The organism is Arthrobacter sp. AFG7.2 (genome assembly GCF_002892835.1).
Classification (GTDB): Bacteria; Actinomycetota; Actinomycetes; order Actinomycetales; family Micrococcaceae; genus Arthrobacter.
This window is the reverse complement of sequence record NZ_PJMB01000002.1, coordinates 354,668-373,677: the sequence shown is the minus strand read 5'-3', so window position 1 is coordinate 373,677 and position 19,010 is coordinate 354,668. Positions and strand designations below refer to the sequence as shown.

The 19,010-nt window shown below is 64.6% G+C and carries 17 protein-coding genes; 12 read left to right on the top strand and 5 right to left on the bottom strand.

The window, feature by feature from the left end; genetic code table 11:
• Position 1 precedes the first annotated feature (1 nt).
• The 3 genes from CXX84_RS05450 to pdxS all read left to right on the top strand — a co-directional run bounded on the left by CXX84_RS05450 (position 2) and on the right by pdxS (position 2,274).
• Positions 2–589 carry an HIT family protein gene (locus CXX84_RS05450; protein ID WP_102975678.1) on the top strand — a complete coding sequence of 196 codons (588 nt, stop codon included), beginning with the start codon at positions 2–4 and terminating at the stop codon, positions 587–589.
• Positions 579–1,202: a phosphatidylinositol phosphate synthase gene (gene pgsA, locus CXX84_RS05445; RefSeq protein WP_102975677.1), complete on the top strand. Its 624-nt coding sequence runs from the start codon at positions 579–581 to the stop codon at positions 1,200–1,202. Before CXX84_RS05450 ends, pgsA begins: the two co-directional genes overlap by 11 nt.
• A 145-nt stretch (positions 1,203–1,347) precedes the next feature.
• Entirely contained in the window at positions 1,348–2,274 is a 927-nt protein-coding gene (gene pdxS, locus CXX84_RS05440) for a pyridoxal 5'-phosphate synthase lyase subunit PdxS (RefSeq protein WP_102975676.1), read from the top strand.
• A 256-nt stretch (positions 2,275–2,530) separates the two neighbouring features.
• Here the strand turns inward: pdxS and CXX84_RS05435 are convergent, their stop codons facing one another.
• The 3 genes from CXX84_RS05435 to CXX84_RS05425 all read right to left on the bottom strand — a co-directional run bounded on the left by CXX84_RS05435 (position 2,531) and on the right by CXX84_RS05425 (position 6,692).
• On the bottom strand, positions 2,531–4,543 hold the full coding sequence (locus CXX84_RS05435; RefSeq protein ID WP_102975675.1) for a M3 family metallopeptidase: 2,013 nt from the start codon (positions 4,541–4,543) through the stop codon (positions 2,531–2,533).
• Positions 4,544–4,641: 98 nt separating this feature from the next.
• Complete coding sequence (locus tag CXX84_RS05430; protein ID WP_102975674.1) at positions 4,642–5,403, bottom strand: type 1 glutamine amidotransferase; 762 nt, start codon at positions 5,401–5,403, stop codon at positions 4,642–4,644.
• The gene (locus tag CXX84_RS05425) at positions 5,400–6,692 is read right to left on the bottom strand and encodes a Mur ligase family protein (RefSeq protein ID WP_189337507.1); all 1,293 of its coding nucleotides are present in this window, start codon (positions 6,690–6,692) and stop codon (positions 5,400–5,402) included. The genes CXX84_RS05430 and CXX84_RS05425 overlap by 4 nt, the downstream gene beginning before the upstream one ends.
• A gap of 89 nt (positions 6,693–6,781) precedes the next feature.
• Between CXX84_RS05425 and pdxT the strand changes: the two genes are divergently transcribed.
• From pdxT to CXX84_RS05380, 9 genes are all read left to right on the top strand, one after another.
• Positions 6,782–7,492 (top strand): pyridoxal 5'-phosphate synthase glutaminase subunit PdxT, encoded by a 711-nt coding sequence (gene pdxT / locus CXX84_RS05420; protein WP_102975673.1) that lies wholly within the window; start codon positions 6,782–6,784, stop codon positions 7,490–7,492.
• 3 nt (positions 7,493–7,495) lie between these two features.
• Positions 7,496–8,251: a YebC/PmpR family DNA-binding transcriptional regulator gene (locus CXX84_RS05415; RefSeq protein WP_102975672.1), complete on the top strand. Its 756-nt coding sequence runs from the start codon at positions 7,496–7,498 to the stop codon at positions 8,249–8,251.
• Between the two features lie 31 nt (positions 8,252–8,282).
• Positions 8,283–8,861, top strand: coding sequence for a crossover junction endodeoxyribonuclease RuvC (gene ruvC, locus CXX84_RS05410; RefSeq protein ID WP_102975671.1), 579 nt, complete (start codon positions 8,283–8,285; stop codon positions 8,859–8,861).
• A gap of 90 nt (positions 8,862–8,951) precedes the next feature.
• Positions 8,952–9,596: a Holliday junction branch migration protein RuvA gene (gene ruvA, locus CXX84_RS05405; RefSeq protein ID WP_102975670.1), complete on the top strand. Its 645-nt coding sequence runs from the start codon at positions 8,952–8,954 to the stop codon at positions 9,594–9,596.
• Positions 9,589–10,674, top strand: coding sequence for a Holliday junction branch migration DNA helicase RuvB (gene ruvB, locus CXX84_RS05400; protein ID WP_102975669.1), 1,086 nt, complete (start codon positions 9,589–9,591; stop codon positions 10,672–10,674). The genes ruvA and ruvB overlap by 8 nt, the downstream gene beginning before the upstream one ends.
• A 242-nt stretch (positions 10,675–10,916) precedes the next feature.
• Complete coding sequence (gene yajC, locus CXX84_RS05395; protein WP_102975879.1) at positions 10,917–11,309, top strand: preprotein translocase subunit YajC; 393 nt, start codon at positions 10,917–10,919, stop codon at positions 11,307–11,309.
• A 100-nt stretch (positions 11,310–11,409) separates the two neighbouring features.
• Complete coding sequence (gene secD / locus CXX84_RS05390; RefSeq protein WP_102975668.1) at positions 11,410–13,167, top strand: protein translocase subunit SecD; 1,758 nt, start codon at positions 11,410–11,412, stop codon at positions 13,165–13,167.
• A complete protein-coding gene (secF, locus tag CXX84_RS05385) occupies positions 13,167–14,189 on the top strand; it encodes a protein translocase subunit SecF (protein ID WP_102975667.1) in 1,023 nt (340 codons plus the stop codon). The genes secD and secF overlap by 1 nt, the downstream gene beginning before the upstream one ends.
• Before the next feature lie 133 nt (positions 14,190–14,322).
• Complete coding sequence (locus CXX84_RS05380) at positions 14,323–16,716, top strand: RelA/SpoT family protein (protein ID WP_102975666.1); 2,394 nt, start codon at positions 14,323–14,325, stop codon at positions 16,714–16,716.
• Here CXX84_RS05380 and CXX84_RS05375 read toward each other — a convergent pair.
• Positions 16,597–17,325: a type IV toxin-antitoxin system AbiEi family antitoxin gene (locus CXX84_RS05375; protein ID WP_223252980.1), complete on the bottom strand. Its 729-nt coding sequence runs from the start codon at positions 17,323–17,325 to the stop codon at positions 16,597–16,599. The genes CXX84_RS05380 and CXX84_RS05375 overlap by 120 nt on opposite strands.
• A gap of 121 nt (positions 17,326–17,446) precedes the next feature.
• Positions 17,447–18,988: a DUF349 domain-containing protein gene (locus CXX84_RS05370; protein WP_102975665.1), complete on the bottom strand. Its 1,542-nt coding sequence runs from the start codon at positions 18,986–18,988 to the stop codon at positions 17,447–17,449.
• Positions 18,989–19,010 lie beyond the last annotated feature (22 nt).

The window sequence follows — 19,010 nt, the reverse complement described above, 5'->3', positions numbered from 1 at the left end:
CGTGCAGGAGAACACAGGCGCAGGGTATCCAGGCGATGCCGGCGTTACCGACGACTTTGACCTCGCCGGTGTCCCGGACGCCTTCCAGCGCCTGTGGACTCCGCACCGCATGGCCTACATCAAGGGCGGACAGCACCAGTTCAAGAATGAGAACGACTGCCCCTTCTGCGTTGGCCCGGGACGTACGGACGAGGAAGCGCTGATCGTCCACCGCGGAAGAACCTGCTATGTGGTGTTGAACCTCTTTCCCTACAACCCGGGCCATCTCCTGGTCTGCCCCTACCGGCACATTCCCGATTACACGGACCTGACCCTTGAAGAGACGGCCGAGTTTGCGGACCTCACGCAGACGGCCATGCGGGTCCTTCGCAAGGTGGCCAACCCGGGCGGGTTTAACCTGGGGATGAACCAAGGCGTTGTTGGCGGTGCCGGCATTGCCGCCCACCTGCACCAGCACATTGTTCCGCGGTGGGGCGGGGACGGGAACTTCTTCCCCATCATTGCCCAGACCAAGGCCATCACCCAGACCCTCGATGAGGTCCGCCAGCAGGTGGCCGATGCCTGGCCCGGGGAGACTGATGCTAAATAGGCACGCGCGCAGTTTCTTCACAGCGCTGTTCACTCCGCTTGCCCGCTGGCTCCTCAAGATCGGGGTATCAGCGGATGCTGTGACCATCATTGGGACGGCCGGAGTGGTGGTGGGTGCGGTGGTGTTCTACCCGCTGGGGCAGCTCTGGTGGGGAACGTTGTTCATTACCGCGTTCATCTTCTCCGATGTCCTGGACGGCATCATGGCCAGGATGCAGGACGTCAAAAGCCGGTGGGGCAACTTTCTGGACTCCACCCTTGACCGGATTGCGGACGGCGCGCTTTTCGCCGGCCTGGCCATCTGGTTCTTCACCGGCGGCGCAAACACTCCCATCGCTGTTGCAGCGATGGCCTGCCTTGTCCTGGGCATGGTGGTCTCCTACGCCAGGGCTAAGGCAGAGTCGCTGGGATTCACTGCCAATGTCGGCATCGCAGAGCGCGCGGAACGCCTGGTCTCCGTGCTGGTTGTCACCGGCTTCACGGGCATCGGGCTTCCCGAAGCTGTCCTGCTGGTGACGCTTGTTCTGCTGGCAGCGGCCAGCTTCATCACGGTGATCCAGCGCGTCGTTTCGGTGCGGCGGCAGGCCCTTGCCGAACCCTCACCGGCGGATTAACGCGAATTAAGCCGCCCGCCCGCGGTGAGACTAGTATTAGGACTGCCCGGTCAATGGATCCGGCAACCCGGTGCGTGCATTGATGGCATCTTCCTGCCGCCCTGCACGCCCGGCGAAGGTCATCTATCTACCCATAGGGGTTTTTGTGTCTACACCTGATGTAAGCAGCGAGGCCGGTACGTCCGCGAACAGCGTCACGGGCAGCAACCGCGTAAAGCGGGGCATGGCTGAGATGCTCAAGGGCGGCGTCATCATGGACGTCGTCAACGTCGAACAGGCCCGCATCGCCGAAGACGCCGGTGCCGTTGCTGTGATGGCGCTGGAACGCGTTCCGGCCGATATCCGCGCCCAGGGCGGCGTGTCCCGCATGTCGGATCCGGACATGATCGACAAGATCATCGACGCCGTGTCCGTCCCCGTCATGGCCAAGGCCCGGATCGGCCACTTCGTTGAAGCCCAGGTCCTGCAGTCCTTGGGCGTGGACTACATTGACGAGTCCGAGGTCCTGACCCCGGCGGACTACATCAACCACATCGACAAGTGGAACTTCAAGGTCCCCTTCGTTTGCGGTGCCACCAACCTCGGTGAGGCGCTGCGCCGCATCAACGAGGGCGCGGCCATGATCCGCTCCAAGGGCGAGGCCGGCACCGGCGACGTTTCCAACGCCACCGGCCACATGCGCCAGATCCGCTCCGAGATCGCCAAGCTGGCTGCCCTGCCCGAGGACGAGCTCTACGTCGCGGCCAAGGAACTTCAGGCACCGTACGAACTGGTCAAGGAAGTCGCCGCTACCGGCAAGCTTCCCGTGGTGCTGTTCACCGCCGGCGGCATCGCCACCCCGGCCGACGCCGCCATGATGATGCAGCTCGGCGCCGACGGCGTGTTCGTCGGTTCCGGCATCTTCAAGTCCGGCAACCCTGCCCAGCGTGCCGCCGCCGTCGTGAAGGCCACCACCTTCTTCGACGACCCCGATGTCATCGCCAAGGCCTCCCGCGGCCTGGGCGAAGCCATGGTAGGCATCAACGTCGACGAGATCCCCCAGCCCCACCGCCTGGCCGAGCGCGGCTGGTAGTCCTCTGGCTTTGGTCGCCTTGGGGGCGCCGGACGGCGTCATCCTCGGCGCGCTATTCCCCGCGCGTAGTTGGCAGCTGAGTAGCTGGTTCCGGCGCGGGGGCCCTTTTACGCGCGCTGCCGGATAACACCGCCCATCGCCAGGGTGCGCTGCCTCCCAGTAGTACGACGCCGGGTCCTCACCTTTCTTTGGTGGGGGACCGGCGTCGTACTTCTTTAAGTGGGGTGGGGTGGGGTGAGGTGGGCAGGGGGCCTGGTTACTCCAGGCCGCGGCGCTTTAAGAGGGGCTCGAGCTTTGCTTCCCGGCCTCGAAGGATGCGGAAGGACTCGAGGGGGTCGCGGCTGTTGCCCCGGGACAGGAGCTCCTGGCGGAAACGTTCACCGTTGGCCCTGGTGAGTCCGCCGTTCTCCGTGAACCAGTCCACCGTCTCCGCATCCAGGACCTCGCTCCAGATGTAGGAGTAGTAGCCGGCAGCGTAGCCGGCGCCGGCAAAGACGTGCTGGAAATAGCCGGTGCGGTAACGCGGCGGAATCAGCGCGTGGGCGATGCCGGCGGCAGCCAGGGCCTTGTCCTCAAAGGCAACAACATCTTCGGGCACCTCGCCGGCTTCAAGGACATGCCAGGCCAGGTCCAGCAGGGCCGCGCCCAGATACTCCGTGGTGGCAAAGCCCTCACCCCAGAGCCGGGACTCGTCCAGTTTTGCGACAACCTCCGGCGGCAGCGGTTCTCCGGTGGCGTGGTGGCGTGCGTAATTGTGCAGGACCTCAGGCCACAGGATCCACATCTCGTTGACCTGCGAGGGGTACTCCACAAAGTCCCGCGGTACCGACGTCCCGGAAAATCGTGGATAGGTGACGTTCGAAAAGAGCCCGTGCAGGGCGTGGCCGAACTCATGGAAAGTAGTCCGCAGCTCGTCCAGGGTGAGGAGCGTGGGTTCGCCGGCGGGCGGCTTGGTGATGTTCAGGTTGTTGATGACGACGGGCTTGGTTCCAAGCAGCGCGGACTGCTCAACCAGGGAGTTCATCCAGGCGCCGCCCCGTTTCGACTCCCGCGTGTAGTAGTCACCGAGGAACAGCCCCAGCCCCATGCCGTCTTCGTCACGGATTTCCCAGACCCGGACGTCGGGGTGGTACCCGGTGAGGTCCTTCCGTTCGTGGAACGTAATGCCGAAGAGGGAGGTGGCAGCAAAGAAGACGCCGTGGGTCAGGACCTGGTCCAGTTCAAAGTAGGGGCGGAGTGACTGCTCGTCCACCTCGTACCGTTCACGCCTGACCTTTGCCGAGTAGAAGGCCCAGTCCCAGGCTTCCAGTGGATGGCCGGCGGCGTCGGCGAGTGCTGCTGCTTCGGCGTCGGCATTTCGCACGGCTGCCGGGGCCATGCGGTTCAACATTGACTGGACCGACTCGAAATCCGGTGCGGTCTGGCGGTCCACCACCAGTTCGGCGTAGTTGGCGAAACCCAGGAGTCGTGCTTTTTCTGCGCGAAGCCGGGCCGTGGACGTGGCCAGGCCCAACACGTCGAGGCTGCCGCCGCTGCTGCCCCTGGCTACGGAGGCTTCAAAGAGCCGGCGCCGGACCTCGCGGTTTGTGAGGGCGGACAGGGCCGGCTGGTTGCTCGGCTGAATGAGTGTCAGCAGGAACTTGCCGTCATGTCCGGCCGCCCGCGCAGCTTCGGCCGCGCCGGCGATGTCATCTGCCTGCAGGCCAGCCAGGTCTGCAGCATCGTCCAGCAGGAGCGCCGCAGATTTCATGCCTTCCTTGACCCGCTGGCCAAACTCGGTGCCCAGCCGCGAGAGCTCCGCGTTGATGGCCCTGAGCCTTTCCTGTCCAGGTCCGTCGAGCTGGATGCCGGACTGCCGGAATTCCTTGAGGTATTCCTCCACGAGCCGCACGGATTCGGCATCGCAGGCGGCGGTATCGATTGCGGCGAAGCGGTCGAAAAGCGCCCGGTTAAGGAAAACCTCGTCCTGATGGGCGGAAAGCAGAGGGGAAAGCTTTGTTTCAAGGTCCCGGATACCGGCAGACGCATCGGCGGAAACCAGCGTAAAGAAGGAGCCTGCGGCCCGTTCCAGCAGCCGGCCTGAGCGCTCCATCGCCAGTGCGGTGTTCTCGAAAGTGGCCGGATCTTCGTTGTCCACGATTGCCTGGATTTCAGCCAGATGTTGGGCCAGGCCCGCCTCGATGGCTTCCTCGTAGTGGGCGGTGGTGATGTCGGCGAAGGGTGGAAGTCCGTAGGGCAGGGGACTGGGCACCAGAAGGGGGTTGGTCATGAAGTACAACCTTTCACAGCAGGCCACGCTTCTCAATGTGAGCCACGCCACCGGCCGCTCTCCGGAATTTCCCCTGCCAGAAGTCCGCCACGCAGCGGTCAGCGCGGACGGCGAGCGGCGTGCTCCCTGGCCAGTTGCGCGTAGCGGTCGTCCGGGTTGCCCGGAACGAAGGTGCCGAACCTGCGCTCGGCGGCGGTGCGGATCAGGAAATCGGCGATGGCGGGATTCTTCGGCAGCAGTGACCCATGCAGGTAGCTCGCCACAATGTTCCGGTAGCGGGCACCTTCGTGGCCGTCACTGCTGTTGTTTCCGGTCCCTTTGGCCACCGTGCCCAGCGGCCGTACCGAACTGCCAAGCGTCGTCTGCCCGCTGTGGTTTTCGTAACCCAGCACCTCGCCGAACTCCGGCGTGGTGACCTTAACGTTTCCGATCAGGCGTTCGTCAGTGCCGTGCGTTTCAACGTCCAGGACGCCGATGCCGGGGATGACGGCTCCAGTGCGGGTCTTGAAGAATTTCCCGAAAAGCTGGTAAAGGCCGCAGATCACCAGCATGGGCGCGCCGTCTTCGGCCAGGTCCTTCAGTGCACCGGCCCGCGCCTGCAGATCGTCCTGGATGATTAGCTGGCCGCTGTCCTGGCCGCCGCCGCCCACGATGATGTCGACGTCCTCCGGGAAGGGATCGCCCACGTTGTATTCGAGCAGTTCCGGGGTATAACCGTGCCACTTGATGCGCTGTTGAAGGACCAGGGCGTTGCCCCAGTCGCCGTAAATGTTCATGTCCCGCGGGTAGAGCTGGACGACCCGGATGGTGCCCTTGCTCGCGGAGCTTTCCCTTGCGGGATTCGCGCCTGACTGGCTCACGAGACAACCTCCACGGTGGTGATTTTGGACAGTTCGCGGCGGATGGCCAGCATGGCGGTGTACGTGCAGAAGATGCGCTTCGGTTTGCCCTGGGCTTCCCGGATGAACGCTGCCAGGGCGGACGCTATCTCGGTCTCAACGGCGCCGATCCGCACATCGTCGTACTGCAGGCGCAGGGCCATGTCGTACGCACGGGAACCAGTCAGCTGGTCCACGCCGCCTTCCTGCAGGGAGTCGAATTCCACATCCCACAGCCAGGACATGTCCCGGCCATCGGCGTAGTTGTCGTTGATGGCGATCATGGTGGCGTAGCCGCCCGCGGGAAACGACTTCAGGCCAAGCCGGAATCCGCTCGGGTTTTTGACCAGGACCAGGTCCAGGGGCTGGCCGTCCACTGTGAGGCTTTCCCCGCGTCCGAACGCCGGGGCCACGTGGGACAGCGCCTCCAGCAGCGTGTCGTGGTTGGCTGTGGCAGCCCCGCTGCCGCAGATGCTCCGGGCAAGCGTCAGCGCCGCGGCCGCATTGAAGATGTTGTAGACACCCCGCAGCTTCATGCCGGTGGTGACCGTGCCGCCGTCGTACTCAAACTCGGCTGTATCCGCGCCGACCTTGCGCAGGACGACGTCGGCAGCAGGCTTTTCCGGCAGGCCTGCCGGAGCGGGACTTCCGGGGGCGGCGCGCATGTCATCGTCATTGGGAAAGGTGCTCAGCAGGGAATCGTCCAGGCCGAAGTACTTGACGTCCTGCCCCGTGAGTGTGGCGGCGATCCGGGCGACCCTGGGGTCCTCCCGGTTCAGCACCACAGTCCCGGTTGTCTTGGCGGCGATGTGCTGGAGCAGCTGGGCTGTTTTGTCGATCTCACCGAACCGGTCCAGCTGGTCCCGGAGGACGTTCAGCAGGAGGCAGTAGCGGGGCGGGACACTGTTGACGAAGTGCACGGCGTGGGCCTCGTCCAGTTCCAGGACCGCGACGTCCGCGTCAAGCCGTCCGCGCCAGTCAACCTCGCCGAGCAGGGCCGCAGCCACGCCGCGGGTGAAGTTGCTGCCCGTGCGGTTGGTGAAAACCTTCAGGCCCTGGCTTTCCAGCAGCTCCACGACCATTTTGGTGGTGGTGGTTTTGCCGTTGGTGCCGCTAACAACCGCAACGCCGTGGGGGAGCGTGGTGAGCGTCCGCCGCATGAAGCCGGGATCGATTTTTTCGACCACCAGCCCGGGCAGGGCGGAACCGCCGCCCCGGAGCCGGGACACCCGGCGGACCAGCTTGCCGAGCGGAACACTGAAGGAGAGCATGGTTCGAATATATCCCAGCAACGGCATGCAACCGCCGCGGGCACTGCTGTTGCCAGCGTCTGTAAGGGGCGGGCCCGTATGCTGGATGGATGACAAATTCCCTTTCGGCTGCTCCTGCGCGCGCGGGTTCGGGCCTTCGGATCGGGGTGCTGGCGCTTCAAGGCGACTTCCGTGAGCACCTCCGGGCCATCGAAGCCACGGGCGCCGAGGCAGTCGGCATCCGCCGCCCGAATGAACTGGACGGGCTGGACGGCCTGGTGATTCCCGGCGGCGAATCAACTGCGATCGACAAGCTGGCCCGGGCGTTTGACCTGGCGGAACCCCTTCGTGAGCGGATCGCCGAAGGCCTGCCCGTCTACGGCTCCTGCGCCGGCATGATCCTGCTGGCAGCTGACATCGCCGATCCCGCCACGGACCTTTCCGGGGCTCCCCAGCAAACGTTCGGCGGCCTGGACATCACGGTCCGGCGCAACGCCTTCGGCCGGCAGCGCGAATCCTTTGAAACGGACCTGGACTTCAAAGGCCTGGACTTCAGCGCAACAGAGGCAGGTGTCCAGCCTGTACATGCCGTCTTCATCCGAGGGCCGTGGGTGGAGCGAGTGGGCCCGGACGTCGAAATCCTCGCCCAGGTTGAGCCGGCCGACCCGGAGCACGCGTCCCACGCAGTCCCGCTGCCGGGGACAGCTAGAATTGTTGCAGTGCGTTCCGGCCACCTGCTGGCCACCTCCTTCCACCCGGAAGTGACTGGGGAGAAACGCGTACACGAACTTTTTATCCGCATGATCAGAGGAGAAGCGTAAAGCATGTCAGGCCACTCCAAATGGGCAACGACCAAGCACAAGAAGGCCATCCTCGACAGCCGACGTGCCAAGTCGTTCGCCAAGCTGATCAAGAACATTGAAGTCGCTGCCCGCATGGGCGGACCGGACCTGTCCGGCAACCCCGGCCTGGAACTCGCCGTCACCAAAGCCAAGAAAACCTCGGTCCCGGCTGACAACATTGACCGCGCCATCAAACGCGGCGCCGGCCTTACCGGTGAAGTGGTTGACTACACCGAGATCATGTACGAATGCCGCGGCCCGCAGGGCTCGGCGCTGCTGATCGAGTGCCTTACGGACAACAAGAATCGTGCAGCGTCGGAAGTCCGCCTGGCCATCTCCCGCAACGGCGGCACCATCGCCGATCCCGGTTCCGTCAGCTACCTCTTCAGCCGCAAGGGCGTGGTGACCCTGCCCAAGAAGGACCTGACCGAGGACGACGTCCTGATGGCAGTACTGGACGCCGGCGCCGAAGAAGTCAAGGACAACGGCGAAACCTTCGAAATCCACTCGGACCCCAAAGACCTCCAGGCCGTCCGCGACGCCCTGAAGGACGCAGGCATCGAGTACGACACCGACGAGGCGGAGTTCGTTCCCTCTATGGAAGTCCCGCTGGACCTCGATGCGGCAAAGAAGTTCATGAAGCTCGTTGACGCCCTGGAGGACCTCGACGACGTCCAGAACGTCTACAGCAACGCCGATCTCAGCGACGACGTCCAGGCCGCCCTGGACTCTGAGTGACATTCCGCCTGCCTGCTGAACCCGCACAACAGTGACGCTGCGCGTCCTGGGCGTCGATCCCGGCCTGACCCGTTGCGGGATCGGCGTAGTGGACGTTGAACGGAACAGGCGGGCCACCATGGTGGCGTTCGGCGTGGTGGGAACCTCGCCGGATGACACCCTGGACCAGCGGCTGCTGGTGATAGCCCTCGCCATCGACGAATGGCTCGACCGCCACGAGCCCCACGTCCTCGCCGTCGAGCGCGTCTTTTCCCAGCTCAATGTCAGCACGGTGATGGGCGTTGCACAGGCATCCGGCGTCGTCATCGCTGCGGCCGCCCGGCGGGGGATTCCGGTGGCGCTGCATACGCCGTCGGAAGTTAAAGCCGCGGTGACCGGCAGCGGGACGTCGAACAAGGACGCGGTGACTAAGCTGGTCACCAAGATCCTTCGACTTGACGCGCCGCCGCGGCCGGCGGACGCCGCCGACGCTTTGGCACTGGCCATCACCCACGCGTGGCGGGCCGGGAGCGGCGCGGCAGTGGCTACGACCGGCCCCGGGAGCTCATCGTTGACTCCGGCGCAGCAGGCCTGGGCCGAGGCGGAAGCCAAGGCGCGCCGTGCACGCTGAATGTCCCGGCTGCTTGCTAGGGTATTCGTAGATATGTTCGGATAGCCGGTCCTGCTCCCTGGAGCCCGGCAAGACACCAGGAGCCCGGATTTGATCAGTTTCCTTCGCGGGACGGTAGCACACGTGGGTCTTTCCACGGCTGTGATTGACCTCAACGGGGCGGGCATGAGCGTCAGCGCCACCCCGCAGACCCTGAGCCGGCTGCGCACCGGAGAAGAAGGCCAGCTGTTCACCTCCATGATTGTGCGGGAGGACTCGCTGACGCTCTTCGGTTTCGCGTCCGACGACGAACGTGAAGTTTTTGACGTCCTCCTCAGTGTGAGCGGGGTCGGTCCCCGGCTGGCACTGGCTGTCCTGGCAGTCCACGAACCGGAGGCGATACGGGTAGCCGCACACACCGGCGACAGCAAGACCTTCACCAAGGTCCCCGGAATCGGTCCCAAGGTGGCAGGCCGGATTGTGCTTGAGCTGGCCGGAAAGCTGGTTCCCCACGGGACTGCAGGCACAGCCGGAGTGCCCACTGCGGCGGAGGCAGCATGGAAGCCGCAGGTGGTGGCCGCCATGACGAGCCTGGGCTGGTCAGAGAAGGACGCGTCGGCGAGTATCGACAAGGCACTGGCGGACGATCCCGAGGTGTCGTTCCGTGGCAACGTGCCGGAAATCCTGCGGACCACGCTCCGCTGGCTGGGCCAGGACGGTGCCCGTGCCGGCAACCGCGTAGGCAGCCGTGGCTGAACCGTCATTGGTGGCCGCGGGGGAGGAGCCCGAGGAACGGGCCATCGAGGCGGCGTTGCGGCCCAAGAACCTGGATGATTTCGTCGGCCAGCACCGGGTGCGGAAACAACTGTCGTTGGTGCTGCAGGCCTCCCGGATGCGCGGGCGCAGTGCGGACCATGTGCTCTTCTCCGGTCCCCCGGGGCTGGGCAAGACGACCCTCGCCATGATTGTGGCATCCGAGATGAACGCGCCGCTGCGGATCAGCAGCGGCCCCGCCATCCAGCACGCGGGCGATCTCGCCGCCATCCTCTCCTCGCTCTCGGAGGGTGAGGTCCTGTTCCTGGACGAAATCCACCGAATGTCCCGGCCCGCCGAAGAAATGCTCTACATGGCCATGGAGGACTTCCGGGTGGACATCGTGGTGGGGAAAGGAGCCGGTGCCACGGCAATTCCCCTTGAACTGCCGCCCTTCACGCTGGTGGGCGCCACCACGCGCGCCGGCCTGCTGCCCGGGCCCCTCCGCGACCGGTTCGGATTCACCGGCCATCTGGAGTTCTACTCCGTGCCGGAGCTCGAACTCGTGCTGCGCCGCTCTGCCGGCCTCCTTGACCTTAAGGTCAACTCGGCCGGGTTCGCGGAAATCGCAGGGCGTTCCCGCGGCACCCCCCGCATTGCCAACAGGCTGCTGCGGCGGGTGCGGGACTGGGCCCTGGTGCACGGCATCGAGCAGATCGACGCCCGGGCAGCTTCGGCTGCGCTGGACATGTACGAGGTGGACAAGAAAGGCCTGGACCGGCTGGACCGCGCCGTCCTTGAAGCACTCATCACCAAATTCGGCGGGGGACCGGTGGGCCTCTCCACTCTCGCCATCGCCGTCGGCGAAGAAACCGAAACCGTGGAAACGGTGGCAGAGCCTTTCCTGGTGCGGGAGGGCCTCCTGGGCCGCACCCCGCGAGGGCGGATCGCCATGGCTCCGGCCTGGAGCCACCTCGGCTACGCCATCCCTTCGGGCGTTTTTGCCCAGGAACAGCTGGACCTGTTCGAGCCGGCCGGAGACGATGAACCTGCGGGTGACTGGGCCCCGGAAAGCCAATAGCAGGCTCCGATCAGCTTTTCCCTTTAGACTGGTATGACGCTCGGCACGTTCGGGTCTTTGTTCCCGCGGGCAGCATTACCGGCAGCCCGCGGATGGATGGCAGGCACTTCTTCGCCAGGCCACTCGTTCAAAGCGGACGCGCTGTCAACCGGCTCTATGCAAGTACAGAATGGAACTTCCCCGTGTTCGGACACATCACTGCCCAGACCACCACAACCCAGCCCGGCGGCGGCATCGACATCATGTCGATCCTGCTGTTCGTGATGCTTGGCATCTTCATCTTCATGATGTTCCGCCGCAATAAGAAGACCCAGCAGCAGCAGGCAGCGTTGCAGTCGCAGTTCGAGCCGGGCGTTGACGTCATGACCAGCTTTGGCCTGTTCGGCCGCATTGTTGCCATCGACGACGAGGAGAACAAGGTCACGCTCGAGCTGTCCCCGGGCAACCTCGCCACCGTGCACCGCCAGGCAGTCACCAAGATCGTTGAACCCGCAGCTGAGCCCGCCGCTGCCACGGACGTACCGGACGATGCCTCCTCCCTGACCGGAGCGGGAAGCGGAAGCACCGCTGCTGCAACCGAGACCCCGGATGAAACACTCAAGCGCCTCAACGACGAGGGCAAGAAGGACAGCTAGTCTCCGCTGCTTCTTTAGCACCTCTACCGCTGCGGACCACCGCCGGTGCACGCATAAGCAGGCACCGGCGGTTCTTCCGTGAATAAGAGAAAGATCGACAATGGCACGAACTGGCCCCAAGAAACCAGGCCTCAGGGTCCTGGTCTGGCTCGGTGTACTCCTGGCCGTACTCACTGCTGTCCTGGCCGGCGGCACCCTGGCCGGACAGGCCAGCTGGGCACCCAAGCTGGCACTGGACCTCGAAGGCGGCACCCAGATGATCCTGGCGCCGAAGGTAGAGGGCGGCTCGGACATCAACGAGGAACAGCTCAACCAGGCCGTGGCGATCATCCGCCAGCGCGTTGACGGTTCGGGTGTTGCCGAAGCAGAAATCAGCACCCAGTCCGGCCGCAATGTGGTGGTGAGCCTTCCCGGCACCCCCTCCAGCCAGACGCGCGACCTGATCCAGGCCTCCGCGGACATGAACTTCCGCCCCGTCCTGCTCGCCGGAGCCGGCGCACCGGTTCCGGAGGAGCAGCGGGCGCCCGAGGACCAGTTGCCCAAGCCGACGGCGGAACCCGCCAACAGCAGTGACACCAACTGGATCACCCCTGAGATCTACCGCCAGTTCGAAACCCTGGACTGTGACAACCCGGCCCAGGATGAGCAGGAACGCTCGGACCCGGCCAAGCCGCTGGTGACCTGTGAACCCGCCACGGACACCACCCCCGCGATCAAGTACATCCTCGGGCCTGTGGAGGTCAAGGGCAGCAACATCGTCACGTCCTCCTTCCAACTCCAGCAGGGTGCCCAGGGTGCCGTCACCAATGACTGGGCAGTCAACATCCAGTTCGACGACGAAGGCACGGCCAAGTTCAAAGAGGTCACCGAACGCCTGAACCAGTTCTACGTGGCAGCCGGCGGCGACGCCGGCAACGACCCCAAGGCCCAGTTCGCCATCGTGCTCGATGACCAGGTCATCTCGGCGCCACGTTCCCTTGCCGTGATCACCGACGGCCGTCCGCAGATCACCGGCGGGTTCACCGAGCAGAGCGCAAAGGCCCTGTCCGACCAGCTCCGCTTCGGCGCCCTGCCCATCAGCTTCGAGATCCAGAGCGAGCAGCAGATTTCCGCAACCCTGGGCGGTGAGCAGCTCCGCATGGGACTCCTGGCCGGCATCATCGGCCTCCTGCTGGTAGTGGTTTACTCGCTGTTCCAGTACAGGGCGCTCGGCTTCGTGACCATTGCGTCACTGGTGGTGGCCGGCGTCCTCACGTATCTTGCCATCGCCATCCTTGGCTGGACCGAAAACTACCGGCTGTCCCTGGCCGGTGTGGCCGGCCTGATTGTCGCCATCGGCCAGACTGCCGACTCCTTCATCGTCTACTTTGAGCGGATCCGTGATGAGCTCCGTGAGGGCCGCGGCCTGGTCTCCGCCGTCGAAAATGGCTGGAAGCGCGCCAAACGGACTGTGTTGGCTTCCAAGGCCGTGAACCTGCTGGCCGCCCTGGTCCTCTACTTCGTGGCCGTGGGCAACGTGCGCGGTTTTGCCTTCACCCTGGGCCTGACCGCCATCGCCGACCTCATCGTGGTGTTCATGTTTACCCACCCCACGCTGCAGCTGCTGGCCCGCACGAAGTTCTTCGGCGAGGGGCATACGCTGTCCGGCCTTGACCCCAAGCGCCTGGGAGCCGTGCCGCTCTACCGTGGTGCCGGACGCGTCCGCACTCCTGAGGACAAGCCGGCCGTGGTCCGGACCAAGAACGCCGGCGCGGCCGCAGAAGCGGAGCGCAGGATGACCATTGCGGAACGCCGCCTGGCGGAGAAGCAGGAGCAGCTTGCGGGCTCCTCGAAGTCCTCAGCGAAGGAGAACAAGTAATGTCAGGCTTCGCCAACTTCGGCAACGAGCTCTACACCGGAAAGCGCTCCTACAACTTTGTGGGGGCGAAGAAACTCTGGTTCATCATCGCAGCGGTGGCTGTGGCCCTGTCCATCATCATCCCGGTGGCCAAGGGCGGGTTTAACCTCGGCATCGAGTTCCGCGGCGGCTCCGAGTTCACCGTTTCCAACGTTCAGACCACTGATGCCGCGCTTGGGGAAAAGGCCGTCACCGACGTCGTGCAGGGCAGCGTGCCGCGCGTAGCGAACGTGGCCGGAACCACCATGCGGATCCAGACGGACAAACTCACCGACGATGAGACACTCCGTATCAAGGAGGGCCTCACCAGCGCGTACGGGGTTACCGACAACGAAGTGACCTCCACGTTCGTGGGCCCCACCTGGGGCGCAGACGTCACCAAGCAGGCCCTGATCGGCCTGGTGGTCTTCGTCCTCCTCGCGTCCGTGTTGATGGCCCTGTACTTCCGCACCTGGAAAATGTCGCTTTCAGCCATTGCGGGCATGGCGGTGACGATGTTTATCACTGCCGGGGTCTACGCCCTCAGCGACTTTGAGGTCACACCCTCCGCCATCATCGGGTTCCTGACAGTCCTCAGCTACTCGCTGTATGACACGGTGGTGGTCTTCGACAAGATCCGGGAGAACACCGCGGATTTGGACGCATCAACCCGCCGCACATTCGCGGAGGAAGTCAACCTCGCCGTCAACCAGACGCTGGTCCGTTCCATCAACACCATGATGGTGGCTATCCTCCCGGTGGGCGCCATCCTGTTCATCGGCGCAGGACTGCTGGGTGCCGGTACGCTGCGGGACCTTTCGCTCGCCCTGTTCGTCGGCATCCTCATCGGAACGGCAGCCACGATCTTTGTGGCAGCGCCCATGTATGCCTGGCTGCGCCAGAACGAACCCGACCTCGTCAGGCAGGCAAAACGTGTTGAGCACCGGCGCCATGGTGCCGGTTCCGCTTCCGGATCCTCCGTAGTGGCAACAGCCCAGGCGTAAGCCAGAAGCCACGGGCCGGCCGGCGTCATATTCCTGACGCCGGCCGGCCCGTCCGCGTTTAACGGGCCGGTTATAAAAGTCACCGCCGCGGGGAATAGACTGAAGTAATTAAACGGTGGTGAGGGGTACTTCATTGGAAGAGCGTTCGGCGTCAGCGCCAACGGCACAAGGAGACAAGAGTCCTGCCCACGGGACGCAGACCGGGGTGGCCCCGTCCGCGCGCCCCGGCCCGCTGGTTCCCGTTGACAACTCCGGCTCCCGTCCCACATTCCCGGGGCGCAGGGAACGCACCCGCTCCAGGCTTGCCCGGCTGACGGGGCGAAGCGCAGCCACGTACTCGCCGATTCTTGAACCGCTGCTGAGGACCGTCCGGGCCAACAATCCCAAAGAGGACTTTGACCTCATCCAGCGTGCCTTCGACGTCGCTGAACAGAGCCACCGCGGGCAGAAGCGCAAGAGCGGCGACCCCTACATCACGCACCCCGTGGCTGTGGCCACCATCCTTGCCGAGCTGGGACTGAGCGGCACCACCCTGGCCGCGGCCCTGCTGCATGACACAGTGGAGGACACGCCGTACACCCTCGCAGACCTGAAGCGGGATTTCGGGCCTGAAGTGGCCATGCTGGTTGACGGCGTCACCAAGCTGGACAAGGTCAGCTTCGGGGAGGCTGCGCAGTCCGAAACGGTCCGCAAAATGGTCGTAGCGATGGCCAAGGACATCCGTGTCCTGATGATCAAACTGGCTGACCGGCTGCACAATGCGCGGACCTGGCGCTTCGTCTCTGCTGAGTCCTCAGCCCGCAAGGCCCGCGAGACGCTGGAAATCTTCGCTCCGCTGGCACACCGGCTGGGCATGAACACCATTAAGTGGGAGCTGGAGGACCTTTCCTTCGCTGCCCTCTACCCCAAGGTCTATGAAGAGATCGTCCGGATGGTGGGGGACAGGACCCCCGAGCGGGAGAAAAGCCTGAGCGTCATCCGCGACCAGATCACCGAGGACCTGCGCACGGCCAAGATCAAGGCCACCATCACAGGCCGTCCCAAGCACTATTACTCGATTTACCAGAAGATGATTGTCCGCGACAAGGACTTCGATGACATCAACGACCTGATGGGTGTCCGCGTCCTGGTGGACTCCGTCCGTGACTGTTATGCCGCCCTTGGCGCAATGCATTCGCGCTGGAACCCGCTGCCCGGCAGGTTCAAGGACTACATCGCGATGCCCAAGTTCAACATGTACCAGTCGCTGCACACCACGGTGATCGGCCCGGGCGGCAAGCCCGTGGAAATCCAGATCCGCACCCATGAAATGCACCGCCGTGCTGAATACGGTGTGGCTGCGCACTGGAAGTACAAAGATCAGCCCAACCGGACCGCCGTGGGCCCGGGAAGCCCCCGGGACGGGGACATGGGCTGGCTGCGCTCCCTCGTGGACTGGCAGCAGGAAACCTCGGATCCGGGTGAGTTCCTGGATTCCCTGCGTTTCGAGATCAACGCCCGTGAAGTGTTTGTCTTCACCCCGAAGGGCGAGGTGATGGCACTGCCGGCGGGCTCAACTCCCGTGGACTTCGCCTACGCGGTCCACACCGAAGTGGGCCACCGCACCATCGGTGCCAGGGTCAACGGCAAACTGGTTCCGCTCAACAGCGAACTGAACCACGGCGACTGGGTTGAAATCTTCACCTCCAAGGCCGAAGGGGCCGGCCCGAGCCAGGACTGGCAGCACTTCGTTAAGAGCGCCAGGGCCCGGAACAAGATCCGCCAGTGGTTCAGCAAGGAACGCCGGGAAGAGGCGATTGACCGCGGCAAGGAACTGCTGACCCGTGCAATGCGGAAACAGAACCTGCCCCTGCAGCGCCTGATGACCCACGAGGCTCTCGCTGCAGTTGCTGAGGACTTCAAGTACGTTGACATCTCCGGCCTGTACGCCGGCGTGGGTGACGGGCATACGTCGGCCCAGTCGGTCATGGAAAAGCTGGTCGAAAGCCTCGGCGGCAATGAAAGCGCTGACGACGACATCGCGGAAGTCAGCATTCCTACCCAGGTCACCAAGGCCCGTTTCTCCGACTCAGGTGTGGTGGTCCGCGGAGTAGGCGACGTCTGGGTCAAGCTGGCCCGCTGCTGCACGCCCGTTCCGCCGGACCCGATCCTCGGTTTTGTGACCAGGGGCTCGGGAGTTTCGGTGCACAGGACAGACTGCACCAACATCTCGGATCTGAAGGACCAGCCCGACCGGATTGTGGATGTGGACTGGGCGCCAACGCAGTCCAGTGTCTTCCTGGTGGAGATCCAGGTGGAAGCCCTCGACCGCAAGTCGCTGCTGTCCGACGTCACCCGGATCCTGTCAGAAAACCACGTCAATATCCTCGCCGCCAGTGTGCACACGTCCACGGACAGGGTGGCGATCTCAAAGTTTGCCTTCGAGATGGGCGATCCCAAGTACTTGAGCCATGTCCTGAGCGCTGTCCGCAGGATCGACGGTGTGTTCGACGTCTACCGGACCACCGGCAACAAGCGCCGGAGCTAGCGCGGCGAGTTTATCCAGGGCCGCCCTTTTGTGGGGCACCCGGGGCGTGGCTTCGATCGCAAGGATCAGCAGTCGCAGGCGGACGTCCTTCTGGGGGCGTGCCAGCAGATTTTCCAAAGCGGGAATGGCCCGCCCGGCATCGACATGCAAGGCGATGTCCAGGGCGGTCCGCAGCGGGCTGGACACCATCAGGCCGCCAAGGCTGACGACGTCGAACGGTCCCAGCTTCACCTCGTGGAGCGTACAGCCGCGGGTGTTCCGGAGGCTTGAAACCCGCCGCTTTGCATCGACCAGCAGGGCAAGCCTGTCCGGCTCTGCCGCGCAGCCGTAAATCCATGCCGCCGTCATCCGTCCGGCAACCACCCTTTGCCGGACCGATGACGGGACGGCGCCCGCCGCCGCCCTGGCGCGCAGCTGCGGGGAGGCGCCGGCCCCGGGCAGCGTGTAGCCGCGGTGGCAGAGCCTGTCCAAAAGCCCGTCCCTGGCCAGAGACTGCAGCTCAGGCAGGGCGAAGGGCATGTCCGGGGTATACAGCTCCGGAAAACGTGGAGGGAGTGCCTCTGCCCCAACGGGATGGTCCAGGCCGGCAGGAGCCAATGGAATTGCCATTCGTCCATCCTGCCGCCGGAGGCTTAACGGCAACAGGCCCGTTCCCGGTTATGTGGATAACCGGAACGGGCCTGTTGCGATGGGCCTGCCTACTGACCAGGCAGACGGATCAGGGAGTGGCTCAGGACAGTTCGCTGGCCGAGCGCTGGATCTGGTCGAGCCACGCCTGGCGCGCCTCGAGTGCTTCCTGCGCAGCCTTGATCTTCCGCTGGTCGCCGGTTTTCTCGGCCTTTGCAAGATCGTCCTGCAGGCCGGCGATCGCGGACTCCAGCTGGGATAGCGCACTGTTGGTGCGTGCCTTCCGCTCCGGGTTGGAACGCTGCCACTGCTCTTCTTCAGCATTGCGGACGGCATCTTCAACCTTGCGGAGCCCCGCTTCGATGCGGCCCATGTCACCACGGGGCACCTTGCCGGCTTCTTCCCACCGGTCGCGGACGGACTGCAGGGCCTTCTTGGCGGCCGCCAGGTCCTTCACGGGAAGGATGGCGTTGGCCTCCACCAGGAGCTCCTCCTTGACCGTCAGGTTGGCTGCATACTCCTGGTCGATTTCGTCGTTGGCAGCCTGGCGCTTGGTGAAGAACACATCCTGCGCCGCCCGGAAACGCGCCCACAGTGCGTCGTCGTCCTTGCGGCTGGCGCGGGGCGACGCCTTCCACTGATCCATGAGCCTGCGGTACTCGCCTGCGGCAAAACCCCAGTCGGTGGAGGTGGAGAGTTCCTCGGCCTCAGCGATGAGCTTTTCCTTGGCTGACTTAGCTGCGGAGTTGTTGCTGTCCAGCTGGGAAAAGTAGGCGCGGCGGTGGCGGTCGAACACTGTGCGGGCAGCGCGGAACCTCTTCCACAAGGCGTCTTCGTTGCTGCGGCCCAGGCGCACGCCGCTCTTCTGCGCTGATTTCCAGCTTTCGAAGAGCTCGTTCATCCGTGCGCTTGAGGTCTTCCACTGCGTCTGGGCGGGGTCCTGGCCGGAAATCTGCTCCGCCTCAGCAACGATCGCCTCGCGGGCGGCGAGCTCGGATGCGCGTACGGCGTCGTGCTCCGCCTTTTCGGCCTTCTCCAGCTCACCGATCTGTTCAGCCAGCTTGTCCAGCCGTGCTTCCGCAGCGCGGAGATCGCCCACCATGTTGCGCTCAGCCAACTGCTCGCGGAGGTGGGTCACGGTCTTCTGCATGTCCGTGCTCGGGGCTTTGGAACTGACGCGCTGTTCGAGCAGCACAATCTGGGCCACAACGTCGTCGTATTTGCGCGCGAAGTAGGCGAGGGCTTCGTCATCGCTGACGCCCGGGTACTGCCCCACTGGATGTTCGCTGCCATCGATGGACAGGAAGACGTGGCCGTCACCTTCCACCCGGCCCCATTTGGAGGCCTCCGCCAGGGACGTGGCAGGTGCTGCCGGTACCGCTGCTGCGGCCGGGGCGGCTGCAGCGGGCTTGGGCCGGGAAGCGAAGGCGGCCGGGGACGGCGCTGCCGACCGCGGTGAAGGAGCAGGTGCCGGTGCGGCGGCAGGAGCCGGGGCATCAGCCGGAGCATCGGTTGCGGCAGATTCTTCTGCAGGGGCTTCCGCTGCCGGGTTGTCGGCTGCCTCAGTCACTGCGCTGTCAGCCGGGGCGGCCGCTGCTTCGGTCACGTCTGTTGCTGTTTCGTCGGATTTCTGACTGTCTGTCACCGCTAAAAGTCTTTCGCTTGGA